A 15,596-nucleotide genomic window follows, 5' to 3' on the forward strand; every position below is an offset into this window, starting at 1 on the left:
GCGGGTAGGGTGCCGAGGTGGACTTCGATGCGCTCCGCCGTCACCCCGACCTCGAGGCGCCCGGGCTGCCCGCAGCGGATGCCGCTGACCGGCTGATCCTCGACGAATCGGCGGCCGCGCTCGCCGAGGTCGCTTCCGCCCCCGGCTCGGTCGTCGTGATCGACGACGCGTACGGGGCGCTCGCGCTCGGCGCGGCGGACGCCGGTGCGCGGGGCGTCCGCGTGCACCAGGACCCGATCACGGGGGAGCGTGCGCTCGCGGAGAATGCCGAACGGCTCGGCATCGGAGCCGACGAACGGCCCGCCGCGCTGCCGCTCGGGCCCGAGCTGCTCGCGGGCGCCCGCGTCGTATTGATGCGCCTGCCGCGCTCGCTCGACCGGCTCGACGAGGTGGCCGGGCTGATCGCCCGGCACGCGTCGCCCGACGTTCGCGTGTTCGCCGGCGGCCGCCTCAAGCACATGTCGCTCGCCATGAACGACGTGCTCGGCCGGTGGTTCGAGCGCGTCGACGTGACGCACGCCCGGCAGAAGTCGCGCGTGCTCGTCGCCTCGGGGCCGCTGCAGGGTTCGGATCGCCCCGCGCTGGCCTGGCCGCGCACCGCGCGCGACGATGAACTCGGACTCGAGGTGGTGGCGCACGGCGGCGTCTTCGCCGGAACCGGCGTCGACATCGGCACACGGTTCCTGCTCGGCGTCCTGGCCGACGCGGTGCCGGATGCCGCGACCGCCGTGGACCTCGCGTGCGGCTCGGGCGTCGTCGCCGCCTGGCTCGCGCGCGAGCGCCCGGGCGTCGTGGTGCGCGCCTCGGACCGGAGCGCCGCGGCCGCGGCATCCGCCCCGCTCACCGCCGCGGCCAACGGCGTCGGCGACCGCGTCGAGGTGACGCGCGCCGACGGCCTCGAGCACCTGCCCGACGCGAGCGAGCGGCTCGTCGTGCTGAACCCGCCCTTCCACTCGGACGCCGCCGTGCACACCGGGATCGCGACGCACCTGTTCGCCGAGGCCGCGCGCGTGCTCGCACCCGGCGGCGAGCTCTGGTGCGTGTGGAACTCGCACCTGCGCTATCGGCCGCTGCTCGAGCGGATCGTCGGACCGACGCGGCAGGTCGCGCGGAACCCGAAGTTCACGGTCACCGCGTCGATGCGCCGGGCGGCGGCGTCGCCGTCCTGAGGTCGCCGCGCCCGACATGCCGTGAACTGGGGCATGCGCTCGACGGCGGGACGTGCCAGTCTCGAAGGGTGACCAGCACGGCTGCGACGAGCCGTCGTCGTCTCCCGACGGGGACGGTCACGTTCCTGTTCACGGACGTCGAGGGATCGACCCGCCTGGTGCAGGCGGCCGGGGAGCAGTGGCCTGCCCTGCTCGCCGAACACGACCGGCTGCTCCGCGAGGCCATCACGGGCAGCGGCGGCACCGTGGTCAAGACCGAGGGCGACGGGTTCTTCGCCGCGTTCGCCTCGGCGATCGACGCGGTCGCGGCCGCGGTCGCGGCGCAGCGGGCGATCAGCGCCCACGACTGGCCCGAGGGCTTCGCGCCGAGGGTCCGGATGGGCCTGCACACCGGGCTCGGGCTGCTCGGCGGCGACGACTACATCGGCCTCGACGTCCACCGCGCGGCCCGCATCATGGGTGCGGCGCACGGCGGGCAGGTCGTGCTCTCCGCATCGACGGCCGCCCTCGTCGAGCACGAGCTGCCCGACGGCGTCTCGCTCCACGACCTCGGTCGGCACCACCTCAGGGACCTCTCCCAGGCGGAGGCGATCTCCCAGCTCGACATCCCCGACATCCAGACCCGCTTCCCGGCGCTGCGATCCCTCGAGGGTGCGCCGAGCAACCTGCCCGAGCCGGTCACGCACTTCGTCGGCCGGCGGCGCGAGCGGGAACGGGTGCGCGGGCTGCTGGAGACGTCGCACGTGGTGACCGTCACGGGCACGGGCGGCACCGGCAAGACCAGGCTCGCCGTCCAGGTGGGCGCCGAGGTCGGCGGGCGGTTCCGCGACGGGGTCTTCTTCGTCGACCTCGCCCCGGTGGACGATCCCGCCGTCGTCCCGTCGCAGATCCTCCGCGCGCTCGGCGAGGACGTGCTGCCGGGCAACCGGCCGCCGCGCGACGCGCTGCTGGATCGCGTGTCCGACCTCGAGGTGCTGCTGATCCTCGACAACTTCGAGCAGGTCATCGCCGCGGCGCCGCTCGTCGCGGCCATGGTGTCGGCGGCGCCGCGCTCCCGATTCCTCGTCACCTCGCGCGGTCCGCTCCGGATCGCCGCAGAGCAGGAGATGCCGCTCGAGCCCATGGACCTGCCCGACCGGCACGATCGGGAACTCGCGACGGAGACCGACGCGGTCGCGCTCTTCGTCGACCGGGCGCTCGCCGTGCGACCCGACTTCGCGGTCACGCCGGAGAACGCCGACGCGGTCTCGGAGCTCGTGCGCGGGCTCGACGGACTCCCGCTCGCCATCGAGTTGGTGGCCTCGCGCGTGCGGCTGCTGCCGGTGCCCGAGATCCTCGCCCGGCTCGACCCGGCCCGTCCCGGCACGGGGACGATCGACCTGCCGGCGCGCCAGCGTACGATCGAGGGCGCGATCGCGTGGAGCCACGACCTGCTCGACCCGCCGGTGCAGGTGCTCTTCGCCCGGCTCGGCGTGTTCGCCGGGGGCGCCGACCTCGAGCAGATCGAGCGGGTCTGCGACGACATCGACGTCGACCTGCTCGCGGGGATCGCGGAACTCGTCGACCAGGGACTGCTCCGCCAGGTCGCGGCGCCCGGCGGACGAGCCCGGTTCCGCTCGCTGCACGTGATCCGCGAGGTCGCGCTCCTGAAGCTCGAGGCGGGCGGGACGGCCGAAGCCGTGCACCGTCGTCACCTCGAGGCGTACGTCGACTGGGCGGAGGAGGTCGCCTCGCACGTCCTCGGCGAGGACCGTTCGGAGTGGCTCGACCGGTTCGACGCCGACCACGACAACGTCAGGACGGCCCTCGACTGGGCGGCCGTGCACGGCCAGACCGACCTCGCGCTGCGGCTCGCCGCCGCCTCGTGGCGCTTCTGGCAGTCGCGCGGCCACCTGTACGAGGGTCGGAGCCGTCTCGAGACCGTGATCTCGCTCGAGGGGGGCGAGCCCCTCAACCGTGCACGCGCCCTCGAGGCGCTCGGCGGGGTCTACTGGTGGCAGGGCGAGATCGAGCGATGCGTGCCGCCGTACCGGGAGGCCCTCGCGATCCAGCGCGAGCTCGGCGATCCGGCCGACATCGCGAACGCGATCTACAACTCGGCGATCGGCCAGTCCGTCGCTGCAGTCACGACCGGCGTCACCGACGAGGTGCGAGCCGAGGTCTACGGCCTGTACGACGAGGGCGAGGCGATCTACCGCCGGCTCGGCGACGAGAACGGGCTCGGGAACATCACGTGGGGCCGCGGCCTGGCCGTCTCGGACCTGGACGACGACCTGACCCAGGCCCTCGAGCTCTTCCACCGGAGCATCGACCACTACCGGAGGGCCGGCAACGAGTTCGGCATGGGCTGGGGGATGTTCGAGGTCGCCATCTTCTCGGCGAGGGTCGGCGACATCGAGACCGCATGGGACTACCTCGAGGAGGGACTGGAGCTGTTCGCCCCGCACCGCGACGTCTCCGCCGTCGTGCTCTTCCTCTCGCTGGCGGCCGCACTTGCGCAGGCGGCGGACGACGAGGAGCGCGCCGCGCGCCTCGCCGGGGCCGTCCGCGGCCTCCGGAACTCGTCGGGCGCGAAGATCGTCGACCACGAGATCACGCGGATCCGGGGACTCTCGTTGGAGGAGCTGGACCCCTCGCGCGACGACCTCGAGCCGATCTATCGCGCGGGCATGGCGATGGACCTGCCGCAGGCGGTCGCGTTCGCGCTCGGCCGCCCCATACCGACCGACGGGGGCGACGACGCGGAGTGACCCGGTGCCGGGTCGCTCGTGGCGAAAGGGGACGTGCGAGCGGGCCGGGAGCGTGTCAGTCTGGGATCGTGACGTCCACCATCGAGCAGCTCGACGCCGACCTCGTCGCCGACGAGGCCGTGCGCCCCGACCTGCCGTGGCAGACCGTCGTGTGGGACGACCCGGTCAACCTCATGACGTACGTCACCTACGTGTTCCGCAGCTACTTCGGCTACCCGCGCGAGGAGGCCGAACGGCTCATGCTGCAGGTGCATCACGAGGGGCGCGCGGTCGTGGCATCCGGCAATCGCGAGGCGATGGAGCGTCACGTGCACGCCATGCACGGCTACGGCCTGCAGGCGACGGTCTCGAAGGCGGAGCCGTGATCGTCGCCGGACGCGAGGGCGGCGCCGACGGCGTGCGGATCGTGCTGGAGACCGAGGAGGCCATGCTGCTCTCCGAGCTCGCCGACCAGGTCGACTCGGTACTGCTGCTCGGCGGTGACGACGATCCCGCGCTCGGCCGGCTCTTCCCGTCCGCGTACCCGGACGACCGCGAGGCCGCGAGCGACTTCACGCGCTACACGCGGGACAGCCTCGTCGACGGCAAGCGCCAGGCCGCCCAGTCGGTCCGTGACGCGACGGCGACCGAGCGCGATGCCGGACTCGTCGAGATCGAGCTCGACCAGGCGCAGGCGTGGGGGTGGCTCACCTTCCTCACCGACCTGCGGCTGATCCTCGCCGAGCGCGTCGGCGTGACCGACCCCGACGAGGCCGAACCCGCCGACGACGAGCGCGACGACTACCTCCGCGCCGCGTACGAGTGGGCGGGCATCGTCCAGGGGTCGATGCTCGAGGTCCTCGACCCGCTCGGGCGCTGACGGGTCGAAAGTCCCGTGGCCGCGTCCGCGGACCGTAGGACGATGCGCGTGGGTGCGCCCATCGACGGGCGCGCCGGAAGGGTGCGCCATGTCCGACACGAACGTCACCGGCTGGGTCGGCTGGGGCTGGTTCGCCGGGGTGATGATCATCATCTCCGGTGCGATCGGCGCCATCTACGGACTCATCGCGATCCTGCTGCCGAACAACACGTACTTCCTCAAGCCGTCCGACGGCGAACTCCTGGTCCTCAACGCGACCGGCTGGGGCTGGCTGCACCTGTTCCTCGGGCTCTTCCTCGTGCTCGTCGGCGTCGCCCTGCTCGCCGGAGCATCGTGGGCGCGGGTCGTCGCGATCATCCTCGCGGCGTTCAGCGTCCTGGCGAACCTCATGGTCCTGCCCCTGCAGCCGTGGTGGTCGGCGATCGTGATCGCGGTCGACGTCTTCGTGATCTACGCGCTGACGGTGCACGGCAAGGAGCTCGCCGCCAGGCGCTGACACGCGATCCGGGTGCCGCGCCGGTCCGAATCCGCCGGAGCGGCGATGACCCGCGTGCGGCTGCGGCTGGCAGTCTGGTGCCGCGGGCTCGGCACCTGCGCCGGCGAACGGTGCGACGGGCTCACATGAGCGGAGGAGCGATGTCCCAGCCGTCGTCGATCGTGGGGATCCTGCGCGAGCCCACACGCACGACCGAGTCGATCGAGTCGAGCGCCCTCATCGTCGGGGCGATCGTCTTCGTCGTCGCCGCACCGGTCGGACTCATCGCCTTCTGGGGGCGCAACCTGCCGATCGCCGGGCCGGGCTCACTCGGCACGAGCGTCGCGATCGGGTCGGCGATCGCGGGCATCCTCGCCTTCGTCGCCGGGCGGATCCTGCTGAAGCGCCGGTTCGGACCCGCGCCCGACGATCCCGACGTCGAGGAGGCCGCCGCGACGCGGAGCGCCACGGGTCCGCGCGGAGCCGAGGCTCCGCCGCTGCTCTGGTTCGACGTCGCCGCGCTCGCGGTCGCGCACGGCGTCATCGCTCTGCTCGGCTGGACGGGACTCGCCGACGTGCTCGAGCAGAGCTTCCTCGGCGCCGAGGTGTTCCCGATCCCCGGAGCGCTCCTCTTCGGCGTCTCGCTCGCCCTGACCGCGTACGTCTGCTTCCTGTCGTCGGTGCGGATGACGCCGATGCTGCTCTCGATCGTCCTGGCCGCCTTCCTCGTGGTCGGCGTCATCACCGCGATGCTGAGCTCGAGCGACCCGCTCTGGTGGGAGAAGAACCTCAGCGCGCTCGGCATGACCGACGACGTGTCGGCGCTCGCCTTCAACCTCACGCTCGTCATCGCCGGGGCGATCGTCACGATCGTCGCCCGCTACGCCACCGCCGGCCTTCCGGTGACGACGGACCGCGACCGGCGGGGCCGCGACTTCGTCCGCTACGGGCTCATTCTCATCGGGGTCCTGCTGGCGTGCGTGGGGATCTTCCCCGTCGACGAGTTCTTCGCCGTGCACAACACGGTTGCGACCGGCATGGCGGTCGTCTACACGGTCATCGTGATCGGGTTGCCGCGATTCCTGCCGGCGATGCCCCGCGTGTTCGTCATCCTCGGCTGGGTGTACGTCGGGGCCATCGTCGTGCTCGGGGTCTTCTTCGCAGTGGGGTACTACAACCTCACCGCGGTCGAGCTCGTGGCGGGGATGCTGATCTTCAGCTGGATCATCCTGTTCCTGCGGAACACCGGCTCGGTCGGGGCCCGACGGGTGGTGGCGGTCACGGCCTGACCTGGATCGCGAGACGCCGAACGGCCGGGCCCGCTCCGGGGCCCGGCCGTTCGCCGTCTCGTCAGGCGCCGAGCGCCTTGGCCTTGATGGCCTCGTACTCCGGTGCGGTGATCGTGCCGGCGTCGAGCAGCGCCTTCGCCTTCGCGATCTCGTCGGACGGGCTCGCGCCGCCCGCGGCCTGGCGGATGTAGGCGTCGGTCGCGGCCTGCGCGTCGGAGGCCGCGGCAGCGGATCGCTTGGCCATGCCGTCCCCGCGTGCGATGAGGTAGATGAGGGCCGTGAGGAAGGGCAGGAAGATCAGGAAGAGGATCCAGACGGCCTTCCACCAGCCGTTGAGCTCGTGGTCGCGGAACAGGTCCCCGATGATCGCGAACAGGGCGAACAGGTACGCGATGAAGGCGAAGCTCCAGAAGAAGATCCAGACGAAGTTCCAGAAGTTGCTCGCGAAGTCCACGGGGGTGACCTTTCCAGTCGTCGACGGGGACGCCGGATGCCGCCCCCCAGCGTCACATTAGTGCTGCGCCGACCCGGAGCGACAGGACCTTGGGCTCGTCGGCGCGGCGCGACGTGCACTGGAATCGACACTGGCGGCGCCGCGGGGCGCCACCTAGTCTGCTTCCCGAGGGGGGAATCGATGGCTGAATTCGAATACGGTCCGGTCGACGTCTACGTGGTGAGCTTCGAGGGCGATCGCCTCGACGAGGCGACGGCGACCGCACTGGGTGAACTGATGGTCGGCGACGAGATCCGGCTGCTCGACCTGTTGATCGTCTCTCGGGGCGACGACGGCGAGGTCACGGTGCGCGAGTATGAGGAGTTCCGCGACGAGGCGGGCTTCGCGGTCGTGGAGCTCGAGGCGTCCGGCATCGTCGGCGACGAGGACATCGACGAGCTCGCGGACTCGATCCCGCCCGGCACGTCGGGCGCGATCATGGCGATCGAGCTGCTGTGGGCGAAGAAGATCGCGTCGGCCTTCGCCGCGTCCGGCGGCGAGGTGCTCCAGGTGGAGCGCATCCCGGCCACGGTCGTGAACGAGGTGCTCGCCGAGGCGAGCGACGAGGAGTAGGGGGAGACGTCATGCCGATTCGACGCATGGGACGACCGGGGCTGATCGGGATGGCCGCGCGCACCGCGGTGGTCGCGGGGACCGCGACCGCCGTGAGCGGCCGCGTCGCACGCCGCCAGCAGGGGAGGTACGCCGACCAGCAGGCCGAGGAGCAGGCGGCCGCGCAGCAGCAGTGGGAGGCCGAGCAGTACCAGGCGCAGCAGGCGGCCGCGCAGCAGGCGGCGATGCAGGCACCGCCGCCCCCGCCACCCGCACCGGCAGCCGCAGCGGGAGGCGGCGTCGACGTCGTCGCCGAGCTGCAGAAGCTCGCGACCCTCAAGGAGCAGGGCATCCTGAGCGACGCCGAGTTCGCCGCGGCGAAGGCGAAGCTGCTCGGCTGACGGCGTCGCATGACCGAGCACGCGACGCGCGACGGGTGGACGCGCGCCACGGAGATCGTGGGCGTCTTCCTGCTGTCCGTCATGGCCGTGCTCACGGCGTGGTGCGGATTCGAATCCTCCAAGTGGGGCGGCGAGATGTCCATCGCCTTCAGCCAGGCGTCGAGCGCGCGGATCCAGGCGGCGTCGGCGCAGGGGGAGGCGAGGTCGTCGCAGACCTTCGACCTGACGATCTACGCCTCATACGTCGAGGCGGTGGGTCGCGGCGAGGATGAGCTGGCCGAGTACATCCGGGCGCGGTTCACGCCGGAGTTCGAGGTCGCGTACGTCGAGTGGGTCGCTGACGGGCAGGTCGAGCGGTCCCCGTTCGCGCGCGACGAGTACGTGCCGGCGGGCACCGAGGAGGCCGAGGAGCTGAACGCCCGCGCCGACGCGAAGTTCGCCCAGGCGCTCGAGAACAACCAGCGCGGTGACAACTACTCGCTGCTCACGGTGCTCTTCGCCCTCGTGCTCTTCCTCACCGCCATGTCGCAGCGCGAGATCGTCACCTGGATGGCGCGGACGCTGCTCGGGCTCGCGGTGATCGCGGCGATCATCGGCGTCGCGATCCTCGCGACGTTCCCGATACGGATCTGACCGGTTCAAGCGGAGGAGGACGACGATGGGCGGAGCGATCGGTGACATCCTGCCGCTCGCCGTGGGGATCGCGATCAGCCCGATCCCGATCATCGCGGCGATCCTGATGCTGCTTTCGCCGAGGGCACGGTCGACGAGCGTCGGCTTCCTCGGCGGATGGGTCCTCGGGATCGCCATCGCGGCGACGGTGTTCACGCTGCTCTCGGCGGTGCTCCCGCAGGGCGATTCGGATGACCCGAAGCCGGTCACCGCCGTGATGCAGCTCGTGCTCGGGGTCGGCCTGCTGTTCCTGGCGCTCCGGCAGTGGCGGAGCCGTCCAGCGCCCGGCGAGGAGCCGCCGCTGCCCAAGTGGATGGCGGGCATCGATGCGATGACCGCCGGACGGGCGTTCGGGCTCGGGTTCCTGCTGGCGGCGGTGAACCCGAAGAACCTCCTGCTCGGTGCCGGCGCGGGCCTCTCGATCGGCTCGGCCGCACTCGGCATCGGGCCCTCGGCGGTGGTGCTGCTCGTGTTCACGATCATCGCCGCCGCCTCCGTCGCCGTGCCGGTCGTCGCGTACCTCGCGGCATCCGATCGCATGGCCGCACCGCTCGAGCGCCTGCGCGGCTGGCTCGTGCACAACAACGCGACCGTCATGGCCGTGCTCCTGCTCGTGATCGGCGTGGTGCTGATCGGCAAGGGCGTCGGCAACTTCTGACCCGGCGCCACGGCGCCGCCTCGACCGACACGGAGTGGAGACCGAAACCATGCAGCAGAACGACGCGACCGAGGCCATCCGAGCGCAGCAGCGCGACCTGGCATCCGCCTTGCCGTTCGATGACGAGCGAGACCTCGAGGCCGCGGATCGCGGGTTCGTGGGAGCGCTCGAAAACGGTGAGATCACGGACGCCGCGGGCGCGGTCGTGTGGGATGCGAACGAATTCGCGTTCATCACGGGCGATGCACCGGACACGGTGAACCCGAGCCTCTGGCGCCAGTCGATGCTCGCGTCGAAGCAGGGGCTCTACGAGGTCGTCGAGGGCATCTACCAGGTGCGCGGGCTCGACCTCTCGAACGTGAGCTTCGTCGAGGGCGACACGGGCGTCATCGTGATCGACCCGCTCATCTCGAAGGAGACCGCCGCGGCGGCGCTGGAGTTGTACCGTGCGCACCGCGGCGACCGGCCGGTGACCGCGGTCATCTTCACGCACAGCCACATCGACCACTTCGGCGGCGTGCTCGGCATCGTCGACGCGCAGGACGTGCGGCCCGGCGGCGTGCAGGTCATCGCCCCGATCGGCATCGTCGGCGAGGCGGTCGCCGAGAACGTGTACGCGGGCACCGCGATGTCGCGGCGGGCGGGGTACATGTACGGCGCGGCGCTCGAGCGCGGACCGAAGGGCGCCGTCGGCGCCGGTCTCGGCCAGTCGACGTCGACCGGGCACCCGGGCATCGTCGTGCCGACCCTCGAGATCCGCACGACGGGCGAGACGCACGTCGTCGACGGCGTCGAGATCGAGTTCCAGATGGCGCCCGGCACCGAGGCGCCCGCCGAGATGCACTTCCTCTTCCCGGCGAAGCGTGCGCTGTGCATGGCCGAGAACGCGACCCACACCCTGCACAACCTGCTGACCCTGCGCGGCGCGCTCGTGCGCGACCCCCACGTCTGGTCGAAGTACCTCACCGAGGCGATCGAACGCTTCGGCGACCGCGCCGACGTCGTCTTCGCGTCGCACCACTGGCCGACGTGGGGCGCCGACGAGATCCGCGAGTTCCTCGGGCTCCAGCGCGACCTGTACGGCTACCTCCACGACCAGACCCTGCGCATGCTCAACCGTGGAATGACCGGGGCGGAGATCGCCGAGGAGATCCAGCTCCCGCCGGCCCTCGAGAACGCGTGGCACGCGCGCGGGTACTACGGGTCGGTGAGCCACAACGTGAAGGCGATCTACCAGCGCTACATGGGCTGGTTCGACGGCAACCCGGCGCGGCTCTGGCCGCACCCGCCGGCGGCGCTCGCGCAACGCTACGTCGCCGCGATCGGCGGCCTCGATCGCGTGGTCGAGCTGGCGCAGGAGGCGTACGACGCGGGCGACTTCCGATGGGCGGCGACCCTGCTCGACCACGCGGTCTTCGCCGACGCGGACCACGCCGCGGCGCGCACGCTGTACGCGGACACGCTCGAGCAGCTCGCGTACGGCGCCGAGAACGGCACGTGGCGGAACTTCTTCCTCTCCGGCGCGACGGAGCTGCGCGGCGAGAACTTCGGCACGCCGACCGCGACGGCGGCCCCCGAGATCCTCGCCCAGCTGAGCGCCGAGCAGTTGCTCGACGCGATCGCCATCACCGTCGACGGGCCGCGAGCGTGGGACCTCGACCTCGCCCTCGACCTGCAGTTCACCGACGTCGGCCGGAACTTCCGCGTCACGCTCCGCAACGGGGTCCTGGTGTACGTCGAGAAGCCGGCTGACGAGACGAGCGCGCAGGCGACGGTGGCTCTGTCGAAGCCGCGCATGCTCGCACTCCTCGGAGGCGACCGCGAGAGCGCCGGCATCGACCGCACGGGCGACACCGAAGTGCTCGACCGGCTCATGTCGGTGCTCCAGCCGGGCGACCCGTCGTTCGACATCGTCCTGCCGTGACGTCGGGAGGAGCGGCGCCGCCTATCGTGGGGTCCGTGACCGATCAGGCGCCTCCCGTCCCGGCCTCCGACGACGGCCCACCCGCGCGCGACGCCGGGGCCGGCCTGCGCGCGGGAGTGACCGTCATCGCCGCCCTGCTCGTGCTCGTCGCGCTCTGGTTCGGGCGGGAGCTCGTCGCTCCGCTCGCACTCGCCCTCGTGCTCGTCGTGATCGTGCACCCGATCCGGCACCCGCTCGAGCGACGCGGCTGGCCGCGGTGGGCCGCGACGACCGTCGTGATCGCGGTCGTGTACCTCATCCTCGCGGTGCTCGCGGCGCTGCTCGTCTTCGCCGGGGTCGAGTTCACCGACCTCGTCGTCGACGTCGTCGACGAGCTGCACGCGGCCGTGGCATCCGTGGCCGCCTGGCTCACCTCGATGGGGTTCGGGGAGCAGCTGGCGGATGCGACGGCGTCGGCGCTCGACCCGTCGGCGCTCATCGACCTCGCGCAGGGTCTCGGCGGTGGCTGATCGGATTCCTCACGGCCGCGTTCTTCGTGCTCGCCTACGTGATCTTCATGGCCGCCGACGCTGCGCGGTATCGCCGGGCCGAACGCGCGTTCGGCGCCGGGATCCGCCCGCGACTCGAGCGGATCAGGGCGCTGAACTCGTCGGTCCGGCGGTACTACGTCGTGAACGCGACGTTCGGTGCGATCGTCGCCGTGATCGACGGCCTCGCGCTATGGGCGCTCGGCATCCCCATCCCGGCCGTGTGGGCGATCCTCGCGTTCGTCACGAACTTCATCCCCAACATCGGGTTCGTGCTCGGCCTCGTGCCGCCGGCCGTGCTCGCGTTCGTCGTCGGCGGAGTTCCGCTGCTGCTCGTCGTGATCGCCGTGTACTCGGTCGTGAACGTCGTGCTGCAGGTGCTCGTGCAGCCGAAGTTCGTGAGCGACGCGGTCGACCTCTCGCTCACGCTGAGCTTCTTCTCGGTCGTGTTCTGGACGTTCGTGATCGGGCCGCTCGGCGCCATCCTGTCGATCCCGCTGACGCTGGCCGCACGAGAGGCGCTGCTCGGAGACGGCGACGGGTGGCTCCGCTGGCTGTCCGGGAACGCGGCGATCAGCCCGCCGCCGGAACCGACGCCCGATCCTCTGGATCAGGACAGCCCCGCCGGTTAGTCTGCAAGCGGGGAGAGGGGGCACCCATGCCGCAGCGACGAACCGATCCGGGAACGACGGCATGAGCGCGGGGGTGCACCTCAGGGGCCTCTCGACCGCCGTCCCGCCCACGGTCCTGCCGCAACCCGCCGTGCGCGACGTGTTCGCCGCCCAGGCCGGCCTCAACCGGCTCGCGCAGCGCATCATCACGACCTCGTTCGACGTGTCGGGGATCGAGCGCCGGTACAGCGTGCTCGAGGAGCTGACGTTCGACGAGCGCGACGACGAGCCGGTGTTCTTCGATCGCGCGACGGGCGACCTGCTGCTCCCCGGCACGAAGGCGCGCAACGAGATCTACGCCACCGAGGCCACGAAGATGTACCTCGAGGCGGGGCGCCGCGCCATCGCCGCGACGCCGGGCATCGAGGCATCCGACATCACGCACGTCGTGACCGTGTCGTGCACCGGGTTCTACGCGCCCGGACCCGACTACATGCTCGTGCGCGACCTCGGGCTCGGGCCCGCCGTGCAGCGCTACCACCTCGGCTTCATGGGCTGCTACGCCTCGATGCCGGCGCTGCGCAACGCGGTGCAGTTCTGCGAGGCCGACCCCGACGCCGTCGTGCTCGTCGTGAGCGTCGAGCTCTGCACGCTGCACCTGCGCTCGTCGAACGACCCCGACACCATCGTCGCGTCGTCGCTCTTCGCCGACGGCGCCGGCGCCGGCATCGTCACCGCGCGCCCGCTCGAGGAGGGCGAGCGCGCGCTCGCCCTCGACCGCTTCGAGACCCGGATCACGCCCGTCGGCGAGGGCGACATGGCGTGGAAGATCGGCGACCACGGCTTCGAGATGGTGCTCTCGAACGCCGTGCCGGCGATCATCGACGACCACATCACCGGCGCGCTCGAACCGCTGTTCGCGCCCGACGACGACCTCGCCGAGGCCCTGGCGACGGATGCCGCGGCCGACCACGTCGCGCACTGGGCCATCCACCCCGGCGGGCGCAGCATCCTCGACAAGGTCGAGGCGCGGTTGAAGCTCACCGAGCCGCAGCTCGAGCCCGCCCGCGAGACGCTCCGCGACTTCGGCAACATGTCGAGCGCGACGGTGCTGTTCGTGCTCCGGAACATCCTCGACCGGGCGTCGTCGACCGACGGCGACCGGGTCGCGGCGATGGCCTTCGGGCCGGGACTCACCGTCGAGTCGGCCCTGATGACGGTCAAGGGGTGACGGATGCCGCGACCTGACGCCGGCGAGCCCGGGCTGCTGCACGCGCTCGCCACGCTCGACCACAGGGACGTGGACGTGCGAGAGCTGATGGACGACCCGGCCGCCGACCCCGGAATGCTCGAACGCACCTTCCACCGGTTCGGGATCGTGAACCGGATCGTGTCACGCCCGGCGGCCGTCTACGAGGAGTGGGTGCGGCCGCGACTGGCGACCACGCACCGGGCGCGCCTGCTCGACATCGGCGCGGGCGGCGGCGACCTGCCCTTCCGCATCCTGCAGCTCGCCCGGCGCGACGGACTGCGCCTCGAGATCGTCGCGATCGACCCCGACGAGCGTGCCGTGGCCGCCGCGGCCCGATTCGCGGGGCCCGGGTTCCAGGCGCGGGCGGCGACGACCGCCGACCTCGTCGCCGAGGGGGCGACGTTCGACATCGTGTGGTCGAACCACGTGCTGCACCACCTGGGCGCCGCCGAGCTCGGCGCCCTGCTCGCCGACACCGAGCGGCTCGTCGCACCGGGCGGCATCGGCGTGCACGGCGACATCGAGCGCAGCCGCGGCGCCTACGTCGGCTTCTGGGCGGCCACGCTGCCGTTCGCGTGGAACGTGTTCGCGGGCTCGTACATCCGGCCCGACGGGCTCACCTCGATCCGCCGGAGCCACACCGCGCCCGAGCTCGCCCGCGCGATCCCGCACGGCTGGCGCGTCAAGCGGGGGTTCCCGTCGCGGCTCGAACTCGTCTGGGGCAGCGAGATCCGCGATGACTGAGGCATCCGAGGCGGCCGACGCGGCCGACGCGCCGGCGGTCCGGTCGGCGGCCGGCGACCGGCCGATGCACGACGTCGTCGTGGTCGGCGCCGGCGCCGTGGGGCTGCTGCTCGCGTGCCTGCTCGCGCGCCGCGGCCTCGACGCGGTGGTGCTCGAGCGTCGGCACGCGGCCGACCCGGCGGCCACCCCCTCGCGCGCGATCGGCATCCACCCGCCTGGGCTCCGGGCGCTCGCCGCCGCGGGCGTCGGCGACGAGGTGCGCCGACGGGCCGTCGTCATCCGCGACGGCCGCGTCACGTGCGACGGGCGGACGCTCGGCCGCCTGCGATTCCCGCGCTCGGGGCAGGTCCACTCGCTGCCGCAGCGCGAGGTCGAGGCACTGCTCGAGGATCGACTCGACGAGGCCCGGACGGTGTCGATCCGCCGCGGCGTCGAGGTGACCGGCGTCACCGACCGCGGGACGCACCTCGTCGTGCACGCGGTGGACGGCGATTCGCCGCTCGACCTCGCCGCGCGCTACGCGGTCGGCGCCGACGGCGTCAGGAGCGGCATCCGATCGCTCATCGGCGCGGATTGGACGCCGCGACGCGGCCGCGCGTCGTACGTCATGTGCGACACCCGCGATGACACCGGCGCGCCCGAGACCGCGCTGCTGCACTTCGAGCCGGCCGGCGTGGTCGAGTCGTTCCCGATGCCGGGTGGGCGGCGGCGATGGGTGGCCCGCGTCCGGCGCGAGCCCGCAGAGCTCGACGCCGCCGCCGTCGCGACCATGGTCGAGGCGCGAACGGGTTCGACGTTCGACACGGACGCCGCGACCGCGCCCACCGCGTTCGAGGCCGCGCAGCACGTCGCCCACCCGATGGCGTCGGGCCGCGTCGCGCTCGTCGGCGACGCCGCGCACGAGATCAGCCCGATCGGCGGGCAGGGCATGAACCTCGGATGGAGCGATGCCGTGCACCTCGACCGGGAGCTCGCCGCAGCGCTCGCCGCGGCGGCGCCGATCGACGTGTTCGCCGCCTACGACCGGTCGCGCCGGGCGGCTGCGCTGCGCGCAACGCGACAGGCGGCCTTCAACATGCGCATGGGCGCGCCGGCGACGGGCCTGCGGCTCCGCAGTCGCAACGCGGCCGTGCGGGTGCTCGGGCTGCCCGGACTGCGCGGCGTGCTCGGCCGCGCGTTCACGATGCAGTGGCTGTGAGGCCTGCGGCGTCCCGATCGCG

Annotated in this window: 17 protein-coding genes; 16 read left to right on the top strand and 1 reads right to left on the bottom strand. The window is 72.2% G+C overall.

Annotation, left to right across the window (positions count from 1 at the left end; all coding sequences use genetic code 11):
- The first annotated feature begins 17 nt into the window (after positions 1-17).
- The 6 genes from ACSJD1_RS01480 (at position 18) to ACSJD1_RS01505 (ending at position 6,542) form a co-directional block, all read left to right on the top strand.
- On the top strand, positions 18-1,169 hold the full coding sequence (locus tag ACSJD1_RS01480; protein ID WP_438853543.1) for a class I SAM-dependent methyltransferase: 1,152 nt from the start codon (positions 18-20) through the stop codon (positions 1,167-1,169).
- 68 nt (positions 1,170-1,237) lie between these two features.
- Positions 1,238-3,919 (top strand): adenylate/guanylate cyclase domain-containing protein, encoded by a 2,682-nt coding sequence (locus ACSJD1_RS01485; RefSeq protein ID WP_438853544.1) that lies wholly within the window; start codon positions 1,238-1,240, stop codon positions 3,917-3,919.
- Between the two features lie 80 nt (positions 3,920-3,999).
- A complete protein-coding gene (clpS, locus tag ACSJD1_RS01490; protein WP_438854101.1) occupies positions 4,000-4,284 on the top strand; it encodes an ATP-dependent Clp protease adapter ClpS in 285 nt (94 codons plus the stop codon).
- Positions 4,281-4,778 carry a DUF2017 family protein gene (locus tag ACSJD1_RS01495; RefSeq protein ID WP_438853545.1) on the top strand — a complete coding sequence of 166 codons (498 nt, stop codon included), beginning with the start codon at positions 4,281-4,283 and terminating at the stop codon, positions 4,776-4,778. Before clpS ends, ACSJD1_RS01495 begins: the two co-directional genes overlap by 4 nt.
- Before the next feature lie 88 nt (positions 4,779-4,866).
- Positions 4,867-5,274 carry a DUF7144 family membrane protein gene (locus ACSJD1_RS01500; protein ID WP_438853546.1) on the top strand — a complete coding sequence of 136 codons (408 nt, stop codon included), beginning with the start codon at positions 4,867-4,869 and terminating at the stop codon, positions 5,272-5,274.
- 140 nt (positions 5,275-5,414) lie between these two features.
- Positions 5,415-6,542 (top strand): hypothetical protein, encoded by a 1,128-nt coding sequence (locus tag ACSJD1_RS01505; RefSeq protein WP_438853547.1) that lies wholly within the window; start codon positions 5,415-5,417, stop codon positions 6,540-6,542.
- Between the two features lie 61 nt (positions 6,543-6,603).
- On the opposite strand, the gene ACSJD1_RS01510 is transcribed toward ACSJD1_RS01505, so the two are convergent.
- On the bottom strand, positions 6,604-6,996 hold the full coding sequence (locus ACSJD1_RS01510) for an SHOCT domain-containing protein (protein ID WP_438853548.1): 393 nt from the start codon (positions 6,994-6,996) through the stop codon (positions 6,604-6,606).
- 180 nt (positions 6,997-7,176) lie between these two features.
- Here ACSJD1_RS01510 and ACSJD1_RS01515 point away from each other — a divergent pair, with 180 nt between their 5' ends.
- The 10 genes from ACSJD1_RS01515 to ACSJD1_RS01560 all read left to right on the top strand — a co-directional run bounded on the left by ACSJD1_RS01515 (position 7,177) and on the right by ACSJD1_RS01560 (position 15,574).
- On the top strand, positions 7,177-7,608 hold the full coding sequence (locus tag ACSJD1_RS01515) for a DUF6325 family protein (protein ID WP_438853549.1): 432 nt from the start codon (positions 7,177-7,179) through the stop codon (positions 7,606-7,608).
- A 50-nt stretch (positions 7,609-7,658) separates the two neighbouring features.
- Positions 7,659-7,988, top strand: coding sequence for an SHOCT domain-containing protein (locus ACSJD1_RS01520; RefSeq protein ID WP_438853550.1), 330 nt, complete (start codon positions 7,659-7,661; stop codon positions 7,986-7,988).
- 9 nt (positions 7,989-7,997) lie between these two features.
- Positions 7,998-8,621 carry a hypothetical protein gene (locus ACSJD1_RS01525; RefSeq protein ID WP_438853551.1) on the top strand — a complete coding sequence of 208 codons (624 nt, stop codon included), beginning with the start codon at positions 7,998-8,000 and terminating at the stop codon, positions 8,619-8,621.
- Positions 8,622-8,646: 25 nt separating this feature from the next.
- Positions 8,647-9,318, top strand: coding sequence for a GAP family protein (locus ACSJD1_RS01530; RefSeq protein WP_438853552.1), 672 nt, complete (start codon positions 8,647-8,649; stop codon positions 9,316-9,318).
- A 49-nt stretch (positions 9,319-9,367) separates the two neighbouring features.
- Positions 9,368-11,242: an alkyl/aryl-sulfatase gene (locus ACSJD1_RS01535; RefSeq protein ID WP_438853553.1), complete on the top strand. Its 1,875-nt coding sequence runs from the start codon at positions 9,368-9,370 to the stop codon at positions 11,240-11,242.
- 35 nt (positions 11,243-11,277) lie between these two features.
- Positions 11,278-11,751: an AI-2E family transporter gene (locus tag ACSJD1_RS01540; protein ID WP_438853554.1), complete on the top strand. Its 474-nt coding sequence runs from the start codon at positions 11,278-11,280 to the stop codon at positions 11,749-11,751.
- A 47-nt stretch (positions 11,752-11,798) separates the two neighbouring features.
- Positions 11,799-12,401: an AI-2E family transporter gene (locus tag ACSJD1_RS01545; protein WP_438853555.1), complete on the top strand. Its 603-nt coding sequence runs from the start codon at positions 11,799-11,801 to the stop codon at positions 12,399-12,401.
- A 61-nt stretch (positions 12,402-12,462) separates the two neighbouring features.
- Entirely contained in the window at positions 12,463-13,611 is a 1,149-nt protein-coding gene (locus tag ACSJD1_RS01550; protein ID WP_438853556.1) for a type III polyketide synthase, read from the top strand.
- Positions 13,612-13,614: 3 nt separating this feature from the next.
- The gene (locus ACSJD1_RS01555) at positions 13,615-14,376 is read left to right on the top strand and encodes a methyltransferase (RefSeq protein WP_438853557.1); all 762 of its coding nucleotides are present in this window, start codon (positions 13,615-13,617) and stop codon (positions 14,374-14,376) included.
- The gene (locus tag ACSJD1_RS01560; RefSeq protein WP_438853558.1) at positions 14,369-15,574 is read left to right on the top strand and encodes an FAD-dependent oxidoreductase; all 1,206 of its coding nucleotides are present in this window, start codon (positions 14,369-14,371) and stop codon (positions 15,572-15,574) included. Before ACSJD1_RS01555 ends, ACSJD1_RS01560 begins: the two co-directional genes overlap by 8 nt.
- The last annotated feature ends 22 nt before the right edge of the window (positions 15,575-15,596 follow it).

The sequence above is a fragment of the Agromyces excoecariae genome (assembly GCF_051715505.1).
Classification (GTDB): Bacteria; Actinomycetota; Actinomycetes; order Actinomycetales; family Microbacteriaceae; genus Agromyces.

Bases quoted from the DNA above. Each gene is read 5' to 3' on its own strand.
- ACSJD1_RS01500 (WP_438853546.1), top strand. From the start codon at position 4,867: ATGTCCGACACGAACGTCACCGGCTGGGTCGGCTGGGGCTGGTTCGCC.
- ACSJD1_RS01505 (WP_438853547.1), top strand. From the start codon at position 5,415: ATGTCCCAGCCGTCGTCGATCGTGGGGATCCTGCGCGAGCCCACACGC.
- ACSJD1_RS01515 (WP_438853549.1), top strand. From the start codon at position 7,177: ATGGCTGAATTCGAATACGGTCCGGTCGACGTCTACGTGGTGAGCTTC.
- ACSJD1_RS01520 (WP_438853550.1), top strand. From the start codon at position 7,659: ATGGCCGCGCGCACCGCGGTGGTCGCGGGGACCGCGACCGCCGTGAGC.
- ACSJD1_RS01525 (WP_438853551.1), top strand. From the start codon at position 7,998: ATGACCGAGCACGCGACGCGCGACGGGTGGACGCGCGCCACGGAGATC.
- ACSJD1_RS01530 (WP_438853552.1), top strand. From the start codon at position 8,647: ATGGGCGGAGCGATCGGTGACATCCTGCCGCTCGCCGTGGGGATCGCG.
- ACSJD1_RS01535 (WP_438853553.1), top strand. From the start codon at position 9,368: ATGCAGCAGAACGACGCGACCGAGGCCATCCGAGCGCAGCAGCGCGAC.
- ACSJD1_RS01545 (WP_438853555.1), top strand. From the start codon at position 11,799: ATGGCCGCCGACGCTGCGCGGTATCGCCGGGCCGAACGCGCGTTCGGC.
- ACSJD1_RS01550 (WP_438853556.1), top strand. From the start codon at position 12,463: ATGAGCGCGGGGGTGCACCTCAGGGGCCTCTCGACCGCCGTCCCGCCC.
- ACSJD1_RS01555 (WP_438853557.1), top strand. From the start codon at position 13,615: ATGCCGCGACCTGACGCCGGCGAGCCCGGGCTGCTGCACGCGCTCGCC.
- ACSJD1_RS01560 (WP_438853558.1), top strand. From the start codon at position 14,369: ATGACTGAGGCATCCGAGGCGGCCGACGCGGCCGACGCGCCGGCGGTC.